This is a genomic window from Sphingomonas sp. LR55 (assembly GCF_036856015.1).
GTDB lineage: Bacteria > Pseudomonadota > Alphaproteobacteria > Sphingomonadales > Sphingomonadaceae > Sphingomonas.
Map to the genome: position 1 here is coordinate 2,674,419 of NZ_JASPFO010000001.1, position 16,460 is coordinate 2,690,878.

The window sequence follows — 16,460 nt, forward strand, 5'->3', positions numbered from 1 at the left end:
CGCATCCGCATCATGGCGCGCGCGCTTCGGGCAGCAATCGCACGCCCAGATACGGTGTGAACACGACCGCGACGACCCAGCTGACCAACAGCGCCGACCCGGTCACCCAGAAGATGCCGCCGGCATATTCGCTGGTCGTCGATTGCGCGAACCCGACGGGCAGGAAGCCGACGATCGTCAGCAGCGTCCCCGTCAGCATCGGAAACGCGGTGTGCGTCCAGGCATAGGCGGCGGCATCGGCCCGGCTCGCGCCCTTTTCGAGCTGGACCACCATCGCCTCGACGCTGATGATCGCATCGTCGACCAGCAGCCCGAGCGACAGGATCAGCGCGCCGAGTGAGATCCGCTCGAGCCCGATCCCGCTCGCCCCCATGAACAGCGCGACGATCGCGAGCGTCAGCGGTACCGACAGCGCGACCACTACGCCGGTTCGCCAGCCGAGCGTCAAGAACGCGACGAGCAACACCACCGTCAGCGCGCAAAAGAATTTGATCAGGAACGCGTCGACCGCCTCGCGGATGTTTTGGCTCTGGTCCTGAACCTGCGTCATCGTCACGCCCGCGGGCAGCGTCCGGCCGAACGCCGCGGCGGCTTCCGACAATTGCTTGCCGAAGCCGAGCCCGTCGGCCCCCGGCGCCATCGCGATCGCCAGCACCACCGCGGGCTTGGCCGCGTGGCGGACCAGACCGTCCGGGGGATCGGCATAGCCGTTGCTGACCGTGCCGATGTCGCCGACCCTGATCGTCCCGTCTGCGCCGGGGACGGCGGTATTCTCGACCGTATCGACGCCGTCGACCGCACCACCGATCCGCATTGGGACGCGCATCGACCGCTCGACCACGCCCGCCGGCGCGACGCTGCTGCGCTTCGCCAGCGCCTGCACGACTGCGTCGGGCGACAGGCCCATCGCGGCAAGCCGGCGCGAGTCTACATCGACGTACAGCCGGCGCGGCACCTCGCCGGTGATCTGCACCTTGCCCGCGCCGGGCACGCGCAGCACCGCGTCGCGCGCCTGCTCGGCCAGCGTGACGAGCCGCGCATTGTCCGCGCCGGTCAGCGTGAACACATAGCCATAGACGTCGGCATAATCGTCATCGGCGGCGACCGTTGCCCCCGCCGGCAGACCCGGCTCGAGATCCTTCAGCTGCTTGCGGACCTGTTGCCAGATCACCGGCACGCGGTCCTTTGGCGCGCCATCCTTCAGCGACACGCGGATCGCGCAGCGCCCGTCGACGCAATAGGTCTGGAGGAAATCGAGATCCTCTGTCGCGCGCAGTCGGCGTTCGATCGGGTCGGCGACCTGCTCGCGCATCTGCGCCGGCGCCGCACCGGGCCAGGCCGCGGCGACGATCATCTCCTTCAGCGTGAAAGTGGGATCCTCGTCGCGACCGAGCGCGAAGAATTGCGCGGTGCCCGCGGCGAACAGCAACGCGATCAGGAAGCCGACGAGTGCGGGGTGGCGGATCGCCCAGCGCGACAGGTTGAAGCGGTCCATCGCTCAGTTGCCGCCTGGGACGACGCCGGCCAAGACGACGCGCTGCCCTTCCGACAGCGTGTCGCCGCCGCTCGCGACGATCCGCTGGCCATCGGGCAGGCCGGAGACGATCGCGTCGTCGCCGCGTAGTTCGACGAGGTGCACCGGCTGGCGGTGGACGCGGTCGCCAACCGTCGACAAAGACCAGACATGCGGCTGGCTGCCCTGCGCGCCGAGCGCGGTCAGCGGCACGCGGATCGTCGCCTTGGGATCGGGCAGCCGCAACGTGACCGTCGCCGAACTGTTGAACGGGACCTGCGAAACGTCGCCGAGCACGCTGAACCGCGCGGTCCGCAGCCGGAGCGTGCCGTCCGCTGCCGGCCCGATCAGCCTCAGCCGTGCTTCGGCTATCGTCTCGGAGGCGGACCAGAAGCTCGCATCCGCCATCGTCCCGCTGCTCAACCGCACGCGCTCGGGCAGGCGGACCTCGATTTCGGGCGCGCCCGCGGCCAGCCGGACGACGACGCTGCCGGCATCGACCACCGCACCGGACTCGACCGCGCGTTCGGTCACGACGCCGTTTTCGGGCGCGACCAGCACCGCGTCGGCGAGCGTCGCGCGGCTGTGATCGAACGCCGCACGCGCTGCGTCGCGCTTGGCCGCCGCGGCACTGGCGGTCAGCGTGCGGTCGCGGACCTCGGCGGCCGACAGCGCGCCGATTCCGTCCAGCCCGGCCGCGCGTCGTGCGGCGTCGCCGGCTCGGATCGCCTCCACCGTCGCGGCGGCGAGGTCGGCCCGCGCCTGTCCACTATCGGCGATCGCCTCGGCACGCGACAGGCGGGCGATGACCTGCCCGGCGCGAACGTGATCGCCGACCTGTACGCTCAGCGCGAGCACGCGGCCGCCGGTCTTGAAACCGAGCGCTATGTCACGGCGCGGGCGCAGCACGCCGTCGAACGCTGCGGTCTGACCGCCGGCGTGGTGGATCGTGACGACATCGACCAGCGTGGGGTCCGATCGGGGTGAGGCGACCGGCTCGGAGGAACAGCCGGCGCAGGCAAGCAGGGTCAGACCGGCGGCAATTAACGTGGTCGGCAGCCCGGTCGGGGCAGTGGAGATCTTCGGCATCGTCGCGTCCCGTTGGTGAACGCAGTCGCCCTGAAGGTCCGGGCAGATCCTGGCCTGCCAATCCTCGAAATCGACCGGTCATTTTCGAAAACGACCGGTCATCATGCCTGGAAACCGGTGCGGTCAGCCCTCCAGATGCCGCCGTCGGAATGCGCTAGGCGTTTCGCCGAGGCGGTCCTTGAACACGCGGTTGAACATCACGAGGCTGCCGAACCCCGCATCCATCGCGATCGTCAGGATCGGCACGTCCGCCTGTGTCGGGTCGGCGAGCGCGCTGCGGACTTCGGCAATGCGGTGTTCGTTGAGATAGTCGCTGACGTTGCGATAGCCGAGTCCGCCATTGATATGCCGCCGTACGCGATATTCCGGCGTGTCGACGCGCGCGGCGATTCCGCCGATCGTCAGATCGGGGTCGCGATAGGCACGGTCTTCGGTCATCATTCGGGCGAGCGAGCGCTCGAGGGTCGCGTCGAGCGGCTCCGGGACAGTGGCAGCCACCGGCACGTCGGGAGCTGCAACCGCGCTCGGAAAAACCTCCGGGTGGCGCAACCCGAACAGCAGCGCGGTGATCACGAACGCCCCCATGAAGAGCCCGGCAGCGGAAGCCATTCCCGACACCGCGAGCTCGCCCGTCGCACGGCCAACGATCTCGCTCCCAAGCAGCCACAGGATGATCAGCCCGATCGACACGACGAAGATCGACCGGGCCTGCCGCCGTGCCTCGACCAGATCGCCCTGCCGGTTGCGCCACGCCAGCCACTGCGCATGGATCGCAAACGCCATGCCCGCCGCGTAAATCATGACGTCCAGCCCCTCGATTGGCGCGGCCAGTCCACGGCCCTGCAGGCTGGCGTACGTCGTGCAACATAGGAACGCCGCGGCCAGCGCCAGATCGATCGGCTTCGGCTGAAACGCATCGTCGAACCACGCGCGCGCGAACAGCCAGAATAACGGGATCGCCGCGCTCGAACTCAGATCGAGCAGCGGATCGAACGCGGTCGGCGCGCGCGGCAACCCTGCCAGCGTGCCGACCACCGTGCACAGCGTCAGCGCCAGCCCGAACCGGCTCGGCAACGATGCCGGGGCGCGCGCAAATACCACCGCCGCCAGCAGCAACAGCCCGATCGCTCCGCCGCGGAACAGCGTGTCCAGCTGAGCGATCGCGTCTGACGTGGGGGAGAGAAGGTCGATCATTACCGGCGGAAACCATGATGCTGCCGGCATGTCTAGCAGGACCGTTGGTACGGCCGGTGCCTGCGGAAACGGTGCATCAAGTGGGAGCCACCGGTACCGCTGGTCGACAACGGTATCGGTACCGGTAAAGAGGGTCCAAAGACCAGCACCCAAAGGGTCGGCGTTCAAGAAGGAGCACAGGATGCCCATCGAGCAGGCAGGACGAAGCGTATCGCGCCGGCAACGACCGATCGGCCCAAGTCGATGACCCCTGGCAAGGCGTATCTCGGCGAACTGATCTCGGAGGCGATCGCGATCTTCATCGTGATGACGTTCGGTCTGTCGGTCGCTGCGATGTACACGCTCTACGATCCCAGTCCGTACAAGACCGCCTATTGGGGAGTCTGCATGACCTGGGGGATGGCGGTGTCGATCTCGATTTACGTCACCGGCGCGGTCTCGGGGACGCATGCCAATCCGGGCGTGACGCTGGCGCTCGCGCTGTACCGCGGTTTTCCCTGGAGGAAGGTGCTGCCCTATTGGTGCGCGCAGCTCGTCGGCGCGTTCCTCGGCGCGGCGCTGGTCTATGCGCTCTATTACAACGTCATCGATCACTTCAACGCGACGCAGCACATGACCCGCGCCGGTGGCGGTGCAGCTGGCGTATTCTTCACCGCGCCGGGTGTCGCGGTGACGACAATGAAGGGCTTTATCGACGAAATCATCCTCACGGCGATCCTGGTCTTCGGCATCTTCGCGATCACCGACGAGTTCAACACGATGGCACCACAAGCGAACTTCGGCGCCATCGTAATCGGCCTGCTCGTCGCGGTAATCGGCGCATCGATGGGGTATCTGGAAGCCTGGGCGATCAACCCCGCGCGATCTCGGACCGCGTACCTTTGCCTGGTTGATGGGCTGGGACGCATCCGCGTTTCCAGGCGTGGGCAACTATTGGTGGGCCCCGATCGCCGGGCCGTTGATTGGCGCAGCAATCGGCGGCGGCGCGCAACATCTGTTGATCCGGCCGTTCCTGCCACGCGACACGCCCATCGCAGGGCCCCAATGACGAGCGCGCCGTTTCGACGCCAGCCGACACGACCGAAGGAGAGTGAAGCGTGACTGACACCATCATCCTGGCCATCGATCAGGGTACGACTTCGACCCGCAGCATGACGTTCGGCAGCGACGGCGTGCCGCGCCAGACGGTACGCCGGGAATTCGCCCAGCATTATCCGCAGTCCGGCTGGGTCGAGCACGACCCCGAGGACATCTGGCGCGATACCGTCGCGACGCTCAAGCAGGCTGCCGAGGCAGACGGCGGCAAGGTCGCCGCGATCGGTATCACCAACCAGCGCGAGACGGTGGTCGTCTGGGATCGCAAGACCGGCGAGCCCGTCCACAACGCGATCGTCTGGCAGGACCGCCGCACCGCCAAGCTCTGCGCGCAACTCAAGGCCGACGGCAACGAACCGCTCGTGCGCGCGCGGACCGGGCTGATCCTCGACCCGTATTTTTCGGGCACGAAGCTCAAATGGATCCTCGACACTGTCGACGGCGTTCGCGACCGTGCCAACCGCGGCGAACTCGCCTTCGGGACGATCGACAGCTTCCTGTTGTGGCGGCTGACCAGCGGTAAGGTCCACGCGACCGATGCGTCCAACGCCTCGCGCACCTTGCTGTTCGACATCCATAAGGGCGCTTGGGACCCGGACATGCTGCGGATGCTCGACATTCCCGAAAGCCTGCTGCCCGAGGTCAAGAACAACAGCACGATCTTCGGCGAAACCACGCCGGACCTGCTTGGGACGTCGGTCCCGATCGGCGGGATGGCGGGCGACCAGCAAGCAGCCGTCGTCGGCCAAGCCTGCTTCCAGCGTGGCGATGCAAAGTCGACCTACGGCACCGGCTGCTTCGTGCTGCTCAATACCGGCAAGGAGGCTGTCACGAGCAAAAACGGCATGCTCACCACCATCGCCTATCAGCTCGACGGCGAGATCACCTATGCGCTGGAGGGCTCGATCTTCGTCGCGGGGGCGGCGGTGAAGTGGTTGCGCGACGGACTGGGCCTGATCAATCAGGCAGCCGATACCAACGACATGGCGACCAAGCTCGACGGCAATGGTGGCGTCTACATGGTGCCCGCATTCGTCGGTCTGGGCGCACCGCACTGGGACCCCGACGCGCGCGCGAGCATCACCGGTCTCACCTTTGCCGCGACCGGGTCGCACATCGCCCGCGCCGCGCTGGAATCGGTCGCCTACCAGACCGCCGACCTGATGAACGCGATGGTCGCGGATGGCGCGCGCGATGCCCGCCAGATCCGCGTCGATGGCGGGATGGCGGCTAACGACTGGTTCTGCCAGTTCCTCGCCGACATGCTCGCCACCGATGTGGTCCGGCCCGCAAACATCGAGACGACGGCGGCCGGTGCAGCGTTTCTCGCCGGCATGGCGGTGGGAATCTGGAACGGCCCCGACGATATCGCCGCCGCCTGGCAGGAAGACCGCGTGTTCAACCCGACAATGACCGGCGAGGCGCGGACAACGCTCATGCAGGGGTGGCAGGACGCGGTCGACCGGACCAGTTCTAGGGCAAAGTCCTGACCGGGCACACCGCGAGGCTTGGTCGACGGCGCTGTAAAATCCCCGCTCGACCGCTAAAGGCGATAGCGGGATCAGGCATTTGGTGAACACATGGCGCGCAAGCATTCAAGACACGGCCCCTATGACGATGGGGAGCGCGGCGAGGAGGCTCCGGCCGCCCCGATACCCTGCTGGCTGTGTGGCAGGCCTACCGGCAAGATCATCGTCTGGCATCATCCCGTTCCCAAGAGCCGGGGCGGTCGCGATGTCGTTCCGATGCATCCGATCTGCCAACAGACGCTGACTGCCAATTTCACCAATTCCGAACTGCAGCGCCACGCGATGGATGTCGAAAGCCTCCTCGCGAACGGCGCGGTGCGCAAGTTCGTCGATTGGGTAGCGAACAAGGATCCGGACTTCACCGCGACCACGACGAAGAAACAGCGCTGACGATCGTTTCGACGCGGTAACATACCCATGACAGTGCTTGATCCGGCCGCTTCCGCAATGGCGCGGGCGGGCGGGTTGCTACGCGGCAAGCGCGCACAGCCGCTCATGGTAAGCCGTTCTGATAGAAGCATTGTACGCGACGGACGGCCGCTATAAACCGCACGCATGTCGCTTCGGGCTCGGCCAATCTTCGACGGTTTTCGCGCTGCGGCGTTCGTCATGCTCGCGATGATGCTGCTAGTGCGGCTAGGACCATGGTGCGAAACAATGGCGATGGCTGCAACGCCCGCCGCGTCGACGACGATGGATTGTGCCAGCACCCCGATCAACGGTCCGGCAAAAAAGACCGCGCTGTCGGCCTGCGCCACGCCATGCGCGGCTGTCCCCGGCGAGATGGTTGCTCATGTCGAGCCGATCGCGTTCGCGCCGCTCTCACCATGGGCAGTCGCGCATACCGGCCTGTTCGGCCTTACCAGCGCACCCGCGACGCCCCCTCCGCAAACCGTGTGAAACCAATCTCAAACGCGCATATTTTCGGAGACTATTATGACCAAGTTCAAGCTCATCAGCACCGCTCTCGCCCTTACGCTGTCAACCGGCGCATTTGCCGCGGTCGCAAATTGCTGCGCCGACATGGCCTGCTGCAAGGACGGCGCAGACTGCTGCAAAGATGGCGTAAAAGCCCAGGCTGCGGATTGCTGCGATCCTGCCAAGGGCGGCATGCACCACGACTGAAGCGGTGGTAGGGGCGGGAAACCGCCCCTATCCACGCATCACCCGTCCGTCTCGGAGCGGATATTAGGCCATCGATGACGACGGTCGCCAGCGACGATGCCCCGCTGTCGACCGCAATCGCCACCTCGATCGACCGCGGTTGATAGCTGCACTCCTGCGCCGATCGCGAGACCCGCGTTAGGTAGTTCCCGATTCTGGTGCCGGTCCACCCCGATCGTACGGTTTGGCTACGCTCCCCAATCGAGGACCACGCCATGAAGTTCAGCCACTCGATCGTCGCCGTGTTCGACGACCACGCGCAAGCCGATGCCGCGGTGAAGGCGCTGGCCGCATCGGGGTTCGGGCTGCGGCGGTTGAGTATCGTCGGCAAGGGCTTTCACAGCGATCAGGTCGCGACGGGCTTCTACAACAGCGGCGACCGGATTCGCTTCTGGGGCTCGCGCGGCGCGCTATGGGGTGGCCTGTGGGGGCTGTTCATGGGCGGGCTCTACGCGACCGTCCCCGTCGTCGGTGGGGTGGTGCTGCTCGGGCATCTCGCTGCCACGGTGATCACGGCGATCGAGGGCGCGGTCATGCTCGGCGGCACCGGCGCGCTGGTCGCAGCCCTCGCCAGCCTCGGCATCCCCGAGGACTCGATCGTCACCTACGAGACCGACATCGCCGCCGACGGGTTCCTCGTCATGGCACACGGCAGCGAGGCGGAAATGGAGCGCGCCAAGCTGGTGCTCGAACCGCTTAGCCCCCGTCGGATCACCGTCCACCACGACCACAGTAACGCGTCGCCGCATGCGCAATTGACCGGTGAGCTCCCGATCGCCGAGCCGGTCGCCTGACGCAGGACGCACCGCCGTTCTGGATTCGCTCGGCCGATGCGTTGCTCGCCGATCTCGGAACGTCGCGTGATGGGCTGAGCGCGGCGGAGGCGACGCAGCGCCTCGCACGCTACGGACCGAACAGCGATAGCGCGGAGACACATACCGGCCCCGCACGGGCGATCGCGCGGCGACTGCTCGAGCCGCTGTCGCTGATCCTGCTCGCCGCCGGGCTGGTGTCAGCGGCGACGGGCGATGCGGTCGGCGGGTCGATCATTGTCGTGATCCTCGGCTTTTCGGTGCTGCTCGACACCTATCAGGAGGGCCAGGCTGTCCACGCCGCAGCAATCTTGCGCCAGTCGGTCGCCGTCTCCGCACGCGTCCGCCGCGACGGCGCGTTCGTCGCGGTCGCGATCGAGGCGGTGGTGCCCGGCGACATCGTCGAGGTCCGCGCCGGCGACATCATCCCCGCCGACGCGCTGATCCTCGACAGCACCGCGTTTATCGCCAACGAAGCGGCGCTGACGGGCGAGCCCTATCCGGTCGACAAACGCGCCGGCCTCGTCACCGCGACGACCGCCGCCGAAGCGTCGAACGCGCTGTTCCGCGGGGCGATCGCGCAGACCGGGACGGCGACCGCGTTGGTCGTCGGCACGGGCCGCGCAACGCTGTTCGGCTCGGCCGCCGCCGCGCTGGCGACCGCCGCGGCCCCCTCCCCGTTCGAGCGCGATCTCCATGCTTACGGCCTGCTGACGACGCGGCTGACGCTCGCGCTGGTGGTCGTCGTGTTGACGGCCAGCATCTTTCTCGGTCGGCCGCTGCTCCAGTCGCTGCTGTTCGCGGTCGCACTCGCGGTGGGGCTCACGCCCGAGCTGCTGCCGATGGTCACCACCGTCACGCTGTCGCGCGGCGCGCTGCGAATGGCGAAGCGCAAGGTGATCGTGAAGCGGCTCGCGTCGATCCACAATCTCGGCACGATGACGATATTGTGCACCGACAAGACTGGCACGCTGACGTCCGCCCAGATCAGCCTCGCGCGGAGCATCGGCGCCACGGGTACGGAAGATCCCGAAGCCGCGCGGCTGGGGGCGATCGGCGCGGCGCTCGGTGGTGACCGAGGCGCGCTCGATACGGCATTGGTGACCGCATCGCCGGATGCGGCGAAAGGCTGGAAGCTCGCCGCGCAGAGCGTGTTCGACTTCGACCGCCGGCTCGGAACGGTGCTGGCGACGGGTGCAGGCGGCACGATCCTGATTACCAAGGGCGCGCCCGAGACGGTGCTTGCCGGATGCATTTTGACCGACGCGGATCGCACCGCGGTCCTCGCCCAAGTGCGCAGGCTTGCCGAGCAGGGCTTGCGTGCCATCGGGATCGCCTCGCGACCATGGACCGGCCCGACGCATGCGCCGGCTCCGGACGACGAAACCAACCTCGTCTATGTCGGCCTCTGCGCGTTCGCCGATCCGCCCAAGGAGACCGCCCCCGCCGCCGTCGCGCGCCTGCGAGCGGCGGGCATCCGGCTCAAGATCCTGTCGGGCGACGACCCCGTGGTGGTCGGCCGCCTCGCCGGGCTGGTCGGCCTCGCCACCTCGCGCGTGCTGTCCGGCGCCGACATCGCCAAGCTCAGCGACGACGCACTCGCCGTGCAGGTCCGCGACATCGACGCCTATGGCCGCCTCGCCCCGGACCAGAAGGCACGGCTGGTCCGCGCGCTCCAGGCAAGCGGCGCGATCGTCGGCTATCTCGGCGACGGGATCAACGACGCGCCCGCACTAAAACTCGCCGATATCGGCCTGTCGGTCGCGGGCGCGGCCAGCGTCGCGCAGGCGTCGGCGGACATGATCATGCTCGACAGCGATCTCGGCGTGGTCGCGGACGGCGTCGAGGAAGGGCGGCGGACGTTCGCCAATATCCTGAAGTACGTCCGGATGGGGGCGAGCTCGAACTTCGGCAACATGCTGTCGATGGCCGCCGCATCGCTGTTCCTGCCCTTCCTGCCAATGCTGCCGACGCAGATCCTGCTCAACAACCTGCTCTACGACGTGTCGGAGATCGGCATTCCGTTCGACGGCGTCCGCGCCGAGGCGGTGGCGCGGCCACAGGTGTGGAGCATGCCCGCGCTGATCCGCTTCGCCGCGGTGATGGGTCCGCTGTCGTCAGCGTTCGACCTGTTGACCTTCGCGGGGCTCTCGCTCGTCTTTCACGTCGCCGCGCCTGAGTTCCGCACCGCCTGGTTCCTCGAATCGATGGCGACGCAGATCCTGGTGATCTTCGTGATCCGCACCAACGGGCGGCCATGGGCGGACCTGCCGCGACCGGCGCTCGCGCTGTCATCGCTGGGCGCACTGCTGGTGGCGATGCTGCTGCCGTTCACCCCGGTCGGCGGCTGGTTCGGCTTCGTCGCGCCGCCGCTCGTCGTAGTGGCGAGCATCGGCGGCATCACGCTCGCCTATCTGGTACTGGCCGAACTGCTCAAGACGTTTCTGTTCGATCACCCCCACCAAACGCGCGGCGCTGAATGAGCGTCGCCACACTTTGGCGCGGGGCGTTGCGCCATATCGGCTGGGTGCTGGGCCTCGCGGTGATCGCGATCGTCGTCGGCGCGGTGCTGCGGATCGGCGATCTTCACGCGTTCGCGACGATGCTCGAGAACGCGCGTCCCGGCTGGCTGCTGGTCGCGTTGGGATTGCAGGCGACCACCTATGCGAGCGTTGCGGCGGGTTGGAAGATCGTGCTGCGCCAGACCAACACGCCGCAACCACTGCGGAGGCTCTATCCGATCGCGGTTGGCAAGTTGTTCGCGGATCAGGTCCTTCCGGTCGCGGGCATGGGCGGCAACATGTTCCTGGTCGACCGCCTCACCGCACTCGGCGTCAAACGCGGCAACGCGGTCGCCACGCTGCTGGTGGCGATGATCGGCTTCTACGCGGCGTACGGGGTTTGCGCGGTTGCGATGCTCGTCACGCTGTGGATCAAGGGGCTGGCGTCGATCTGGATCGTGGGTTTCGTGCTCGTGTTCCTCGCCGTCGCGACCGCGATTCCCGGACTGGCGCTGTGGATCCGCCGGCGCGGGCGGCGCCCCGTCTCGTCGACGCTCGCCCGGTTCGCGAGCATCCGCGCACTGGTCGGTATCGTCGGCGAAGCGCCGAAGCGGTTGCTGGTCGACCGCCAACTGATCGTCCGCGTCGCGGGCGTGAACGGCCTCGTCTTCCTCGCCGATGCCGCCAGCCTGATGGTGTGCTTCCTCGCGCTCGGGCAGCCGGTCGGGTTCCCGGTCGCGTTCGTCGCGGTGATGACCGCGTCGATGATCGCGACGCTCGGCCCGATCCCGCTCGGACTCGGCACGTTCGAGGCGGGTGCGACGGGGATGCTGGCGTTGATGGGGGTGCCGGTCGAGGCGGCGCTGGCGGCGACGTTGCTGCTGCGCGTCTTTACGCTGTGGCTGCCGCTGGTCCCTGGTTTCGCGCTGATCCGGCGCGCGCTACGTACCAAGGCTGCGGGCCTGACAGCCTAGGAAGCAGGAGCGTCAGGCGCTCGCCGTATGGGGCGGATCGAACCGTTCGAGGAACAGTACGCATACTGCACGCGCAATACGATACGCTCGGTGAAATCCGCTAACCAAGGGTCACTGCATCCGCATGAACAGCGAGAGCGCGTTGCGGACGCTATCTGCAAAGCGGTCATAGATTACGCGTGCGACCTCGGCGATGACAGGCTGGCGATCACGTCCACCGCGAGCGAACACCGCGACCGCCACGCGACGACCATCGGGCATGGTAATGAACCCGACATCGTTGGTGATACCGTCAAGCGTGCCGGTCTTGTCCTCGACCCGCGTACCAGCGGGAAGGAGAGCGCGGATACGCCGCGTGCCCGTCGCGCATCGGCTCATCAGCTCGAAGAGAAAATTGCGGCTTTGCGCCGTCAGTACCGAGCCGTTGTCGAGCTTGTTCAACAGCGTGACCATGGCGACCGGCGTGGCGACATCCTTGCTGTCGGCAAGGTGGCCGCGCTCGCGAAGCAGCTGGGCTATGGTCCGGTCCATCCGGATGCCCGGTATCTGCAGCGACAACAGCCACTGCTGGATCGCGGCGGGGCCGCCGAGAGCGGCAAGCAGCTGATCGGTTGCCTGGTTGTCGCTGCGGATGATCATCAGCTCCATGACCTTGGCGGCAGGACGGCCCATGATCATGTCACCGAGAGAGCGTCGACCTTGATCGACCTCGGCGAGATAGGCGGCGGCGATAGCGATCTTGACCGTGCTCGCCATCGGAAAGGGGGTATTACCGTTGATTGAAACGGTCGAGCCATCGCGCAGGTCGAGCGCGGCGATGCCATAGTCACCGGAGCGTTGCGCGACCAACTGGGTCAACGCGTGCTCGAGCCCGACGAGTTCGGGCGAGCTTGCGGCGACCGGTGCCGGGACGAGGATGCTGGCGGCGATACTGGATAGAAACAGGCGGGAAACCCGGAGTGCGCGCATCAATCGTCCTCGAATATTGTCCTGCATCGACGTGGTCACACTAAACCGACGAACCTGAACATGTCGTTATGCATACCGGTAAAGTTCGGACGGGCGGCTGATCGCGACACCGATTAGTTGCGCCTATGGCCGGGTAGCCTTTCGGGCAGACGGCGCTCAGCCAATCATGTCAACGATTGCGCCACGACCGTCCGACCACATCCGAAAACGCAAGGACCGATACCGACCCTGGCAAAATTACCGTCGCCCCGGATCACGCATGACCGCCTCACGGTCGAGTCTCTTCCCGACATTACACGCGATCTACTACTGAATCGCGCCATTCGTGGACGCGATGATCGCGCATCCGATTGTGTAATCTTGATTGAAGTGGCTGGGGCGCTAGCTGAAAGCCATCGCCCACTGCCTCCCGGCCCTGACACGGGACGTGAACGTGCTACGTAAAAGAGGCAGCTTCCGAAGAAGCTGCCTCAATTGCCTCCTTAGAAGCCGACGCGCGCGCCGACCCGGATGAAGCGGCCCATGATGTTGCCGGTGGTCCAGGCTGGGTTATACTGGTTGATGCTGTACCCGCCGCTCGGATCGAACGGGGGCTTGATGTCGAAGATGTTGAGCACGTTGGTGTACAGCGTGAAACGATCGTTAACCTTGACGGTTGCGGTCATGTCGACGTTCCAGGTTGCCTTTGCGTTGCATAATACTGGCGTTCCGTCCTGATACGTCACGACCGACGAGCCGATGCTCGCTTCGCAATCGCCTTTGACGCCGCTGTAGCCGTTGGACACATCAGTCGAAGCGAGGTCATAGCCGGCGGTATAATAGGCGGTCGCCGAGAGCGATGCGGCACCGACTTCGAGCGTGTTCTGCCACGTCGCACGCCACTTCGGCGAGCCCGAGCACGAAGTGTTGTTGCAGGGGCTGAGCGTGCCGTCATACCGCTCGACGTTGCCGTCTGCTGTCTGCTTCTCGAACTTGAGCAGGTACGACGCATCGGCCGAGGTGATCAACGTCACGTTGTTACCGATCGGGAAGCGGGCATTGGCGCCGAAATCGATGCCCGATACGCGCTGTTCATCGGCGTTCTGATACGACACTTCGATGAAGCCGATCTGCGGCAACGCAGCGGGATTATCGTTGTCGGCCAGACCCGGCCGGACGACGACACCCGGAAGGTTCACGACGCCATTGTTCGCGTAATATTGCTCGAACGCACCCGCGGAACTCGCCGGGTTGATGATGCCCTGCACCTTGATGTTGAAGTAATCGACCGTGAAGTTGATCCGCGACGTGGGCTCGAAGATCGCGCCCAGCGTCCAGCTGGTCGACTTCTCCGGATCCAGATCCGGGTTACCCGTCGACGTGTTGCCGAGCGAGAACTGGCCCGTCGCGTAGGCGTTGCCGCCGTGCGCCGCGATGAACGCGGCCTGCGCGGGAATGCTCGGATCAAGCGAGCGCGTCACATAGCCAGTGGTCGGCAGACCATTGGCTTCGTTGAAGCTCGGAATGCGGAAGCCCTTCGAGAAGGTACCACGAACCGAGAACTGCTGGATCGGCGAGAATTTTGCACCGATCTTCGGCGAGAAGTTGCTCTGGCCCGACGAATAATCGTCGTACCGACCCGACCCGTTGATCACGAGCTGATCCAGGACCGGCGCGTTGATTTCGAAGAAAGCGGACTTCACGTTGCGGCTGCCGACCGCGCCGACCGAGTTGACACCATAATAGCGGTCATAAGGATGCGCGTCGTTCTGCGGGTTCGCGCTGGGGTTATCGATCGACTCCTTGCGATACGCCCCGCCGATGGCGACCTGCAACGGACCACCCGGCAGAGTGAACAACGACTTCGAGAGGGTGCCCTGAATCTGCCAGAGATCGGCCGTCGAGCGCGTCCGGTTCTCGGGGGCGATATAGTTGCGGATCTCTTCCGAATTGGCACTCGGATTGACGAAATCATATGTTCCGCGCGCGACCACGTCCAAGATCCGCTGCGGGATAAGATAGTTCTTCTGGATCACATCGAGCTGCGTATTCGATGCCGTGAAATCACCACTATATTTCCAGTCGTCACCGAATGTACCGGTGATCCCGGCCGCGAGGCGCAATGCCCGCGAATTCGTCTCGATCGTACGCGGACGGTCATAGAGGCTCAGCAACTGCGCACGGCTGCCGCTGGCTGCGAAAGGATTGTTGGGATTGAGGACGCCGTTACCCGCGTTGCACCCCGTGTCGAGCATGGTCAGCGAGCCGACCCCACCGGCGCAGACATAGGTCGGCAGATACAGTGGGTTGAGTAGAACCGAGCCTGGCGGCGTCGTCTGATTGTTGAAGCCGAGCGGGCTGATCTGCGTGAAGGTGTTGGTCCGGTAGTAATTGCCCGACACATAGGCCTGAGCATTGTCGCCGACATTGGCCGTAAACCGACCCGAGAATCCGTAGCGCTCCTGCTGCGGCAAGACCTGCAGATACTGCTTACGGAAATCCTGCTGGCAAACGACCGAACCTGCAGTCGGGCTCTGGCCCGGCAGGACCGTCACCGGATTCAGGTCACGGCATCCATCGGCGGCGTTGAGAATATTGTACCGGCCCAGAGCCCCGCCCGTGGCATCGACGGGACGTACCATCGCCACCGTCGTCGATGCGAGACCGGAATAGGTACCGTCCGCGTTGAAGAAGTTGCGAGCCCCTGCGGGCTGCGCAATGCAGCTGCCCGCGTCGTTACAGATGCGGCTCAGATCCGACGAGTTGAACGGGTAACCCCGATCGCTTGCATTGACCGCCGCAGTGTTCTGATACTCGCCGTTGACGTAGAAGTTGAAGCCTTGCGTGGCGAGGTCGCCATAGCCCCACGTCGCATCAAGACGCTGTTCGCCACCATCGCCACGATCCGAGATACCTGCCGAACCATTCAGGTGAAGGCCTTCGATCTGCTTCTTCATGATGACGTTGATGACGCCTGCAACGGCATCTGCGCCATAGGTCGACGACGCGCCGTCCTTCAGCACTTCGATGCGGTCGACAAGCGAACTCGGGATCGTGTTCATGTCGACAAAGTTGCGCTGACCGTCATCGGCGAGCGGATACGGCGCCATGCGCAGTCCATCGAACAGCGTCAGCGTCGATTGCACGGACAGACCACGCAGCGATGCCGCCGTTGCGCCCGTTGCGAAGTTGCTACCGGTATTCCAGCCCTGGCTGATCGTGCCAGCGCCGTTCGCGGTCAGTCGCTGCACGGCCTCAGCGGCCGTATTGATTCCGCGCTGCTGAAGCGTCGCGGCCGTCAACGTTGTGACGGGTGAAGGACCTGTATCGGCGCCGCGGAACAGGGACCCGGTAACCACGATATCCTGGCCAGCATCCTCTTCGGCCGGCGCGGTCTCTGGGGAGACGGTCTTCTGCGGTTCCGGTACAGCGGTCGCGGTCTGCGCGACGCTCGGCATGGCTGACAATACGAGGACAAAAGGTGCGGCCGCGGCGAGCAGCAACGACTTCGACGTAAAGCGAGTGGTAGCAACCAAGTGAAAATCCCCCAATATAACCGCAACGGCCCTTATACGGTCGATTGCGAAAGGTTTCCGAACTGCAACCAAGGTTGCTCGGAAGATGTCCGCATTGGTGAAGCC

Annotated in this window: 13 protein-coding genes; 8 read left to right on the plus strand and 5 right to left on the minus strand. The window is 65.6% G+C overall.

Annotated features, from left to right (window positions below):
* Positions 1 to 10: 10 nt before the first annotated feature.
* The 3 genes from QP181_RS12745 to QP181_RS12755 all read right to left on the minus strand — a co-directional run bounded on the left by QP181_RS12745 (position 11) and on the right by QP181_RS12755 (position 3,826).
* Entirely contained in the window at positions 11 to 1,495 is a 1,485-nt protein-coding gene (locus tag QP181_RS12745) for an efflux RND transporter permease subunit (protein ID WP_333928735.1), read from the minus strand.
* Positions 1,496 to 1,498: 3 nt separating this feature from the next.
* Positions 1,499 to 2,602, minus strand: a complete 1,104-nt coding sequence (locus tag QP181_RS12750) for an efflux RND transporter periplasmic adaptor subunit (protein WP_333928736.1) — start codon at positions 2,600 to 2,602, stop codon at positions 1,499 to 1,501.
* 123 nt (positions 2,603 to 2,725) lie between these two features.
* Positions 2,726 to 3,826 carry an AraC family transcriptional regulator gene (locus tag QP181_RS12755; protein ID WP_132895637.1) on the minus strand — a complete coding sequence of 367 codons (1,101 nt, stop codon included), beginning with the start codon at positions 3,824 to 3,826 and terminating at the stop codon, positions 2,726 to 2,728.
* A 213-nt stretch (positions 3,827 to 4,039) separates the two neighbouring features.
* Here QP181_RS12755 and QP181_RS12760 point away from each other — a divergent pair, with 213 nt between their 5' ends.
* The 8 genes from QP181_RS12760 (at position 4,040) to QP181_RS12795 (ending at position 11,871) form a co-directional block, all read left to right on the plus strand.
* Positions 4,040 to 4,897, plus strand: a complete 858-nt coding sequence (locus QP181_RS12760; RefSeq protein WP_333928737.1) for an MIP/aquaporin family protein — start codon at positions 4,040 to 4,042, stop codon at positions 4,895 to 4,897.
* The gene (glpK, locus tag QP181_RS12765) at positions 4,894 to 6,381 is read left to right on the plus strand and encodes a glycerol kinase GlpK (RefSeq protein WP_333928738.1); all 1,488 of its coding nucleotides are present in this window, start codon (positions 4,894 to 4,896) and stop codon (positions 6,379 to 6,381) included. Before QP181_RS12760 ends, glpK begins: the two co-directional genes overlap by 4 nt.
* A 90-nt stretch (positions 6,382 to 6,471) precedes the next feature.
* Entirely contained in the window at positions 6,472 to 6,810 is a 339-nt protein-coding gene (locus QP181_RS12770) for a hypothetical protein (RefSeq protein ID WP_132736626.1), read from the plus strand.
* A 165-nt stretch (positions 6,811 to 6,975) separates the two neighbouring features.
* The gene (locus QP181_RS12775) at positions 6,976 to 7,320 is read left to right on the plus strand and encodes a hypothetical protein (RefSeq protein ID WP_333928739.1); all 345 of its coding nucleotides are present in this window, start codon (positions 6,976 to 6,978) and stop codon (positions 7,318 to 7,320) included.
* Between the two features lie 36 nt (positions 7,321 to 7,356).
* Positions 7,357 to 7,545, plus strand: a complete 189-nt coding sequence (locus QP181_RS12780; RefSeq protein WP_333928740.1) for a hypothetical protein — start codon at positions 7,357 to 7,359, stop codon at positions 7,543 to 7,545.
* A gap of 254 nt (positions 7,546 to 7,799) precedes the next feature.
* Positions 7,800 to 8,378 (plus strand): DUF1269 domain-containing protein, encoded by a 579-nt coding sequence (locus tag QP181_RS12785; RefSeq protein WP_333923422.1) that lies wholly within the window; start codon positions 7,800 to 7,802, stop codon positions 8,376 to 8,378.
* Positions 8,379 to 8,401: 23 nt separating this feature from the next.
* The gene (mgtA, locus tag QP181_RS12790) at positions 8,402 to 10,879 is read left to right on the plus strand and encodes a magnesium-translocating P-type ATPase (RefSeq protein ID WP_333929629.1); all 2,478 of its coding nucleotides are present in this window, start codon (positions 8,402 to 8,404) and stop codon (positions 10,877 to 10,879) included.
* Positions 10,876 to 11,871 (plus strand): lysylphosphatidylglycerol synthase transmembrane domain-containing protein, encoded by a 996-nt coding sequence (locus QP181_RS12795; protein ID WP_333928741.1) that lies wholly within the window; start codon positions 10,876 to 10,878, stop codon positions 11,869 to 11,871. Before mgtA ends, QP181_RS12795 begins: the two co-directional genes overlap by 4 nt.
* A gap of 111 nt (positions 11,872 to 11,982) precedes the next feature.
* Here the strand turns inward: QP181_RS12795 and QP181_RS12800 are convergent, their stop codons facing one another.
* Both QP181_RS12800 and QP181_RS12805 read right to left on the minus strand, forming a co-directional pair.
* Positions 11,983 to 12,840 carry a serine hydrolase gene (locus tag QP181_RS12800; protein ID WP_132895643.1) on the minus strand — a complete coding sequence of 286 codons (858 nt, stop codon included), beginning with the start codon at positions 12,838 to 12,840 and terminating at the stop codon, positions 11,983 to 11,985.
* 482 nt (positions 12,841 to 13,322) lie between these two features.
* On the minus strand, positions 13,323 to 16,355 hold the full coding sequence (locus tag QP181_RS12805) for a TonB-dependent receptor domain-containing protein (protein WP_333928742.1): 3,033 nt from the start codon (positions 16,353 to 16,355) through the stop codon (positions 13,323 to 13,325).
* Positions 16,356 to 16,460 lie beyond the last annotated feature (105 nt).

What these genes read in the sequence shown, in the direction of transcription:
- QP181_RS12745 (WP_333928735.1), bottom strand. Translation starts at nt 1,495, where the DNA reads ATGGACCGCTTCAACCTGTCGCGCTGGGCGATCCGCCACCCCGCACTC.
- QP181_RS12750 (WP_333928736.1), bottom strand. Translation starts at nt 2,602, where the DNA reads ATGCCGAAGATCTCCACTGCCCCGACCGGGCTGCCGACCACGTTAATT.
- QP181_RS12755 (WP_132895637.1), bottom strand. Translation starts at nt 3,826, where the DNA reads ATGCCGGCAGCATCATGGTTTCCGCCGGTAATGATCGACCTTCTCTCC.
- QP181_RS12760 (WP_333928737.1), top strand. Translation starts at nt 4,040, where the DNA reads ATGACCCCTGGCAAGGCGTATCTCGGCGAACTGATCTCGGAGGCGATC.
- QP181_RS12770 (WP_132736626.1), top strand. Translation starts at nt 6,472, where the DNA reads ATGGCGCGCAAGCATTCAAGACACGGCCCCTATGACGATGGGGAGCGC.
- QP181_RS12775 (WP_333928739.1), top strand. Translation starts at nt 6,976, where the DNA reads ATGTCGCTTCGGGCTCGGCCAATCTTCGACGGTTTTCGCGCTGCGGCG.
- QP181_RS12780 (WP_333928740.1), top strand. Translation starts at nt 7,357, where the DNA reads ATGACCAAGTTCAAGCTCATCAGCACCGCTCTCGCCCTTACGCTGTCA.
- QP181_RS12785 (WP_333923422.1), top strand. Translation starts at nt 7,800, where the DNA reads ATGAAGTTCAGCCACTCGATCGTCGCCGTGTTCGACGACCACGCGCAA.
- QP181_RS12795 (WP_333928741.1), top strand. Translation starts at nt 10,876, where the DNA reads ATGAGCGTCGCCACACTTTGGCGCGGGGCGTTGCGCCATATCGGCTGG.
- QP181_RS12800 (WP_132895643.1), bottom strand. Translation starts at nt 12,840, where the DNA reads ATGCGCGCACTCCGGGTTTCCCGCCTGTTTCTATCCAGTATCGCCGCC.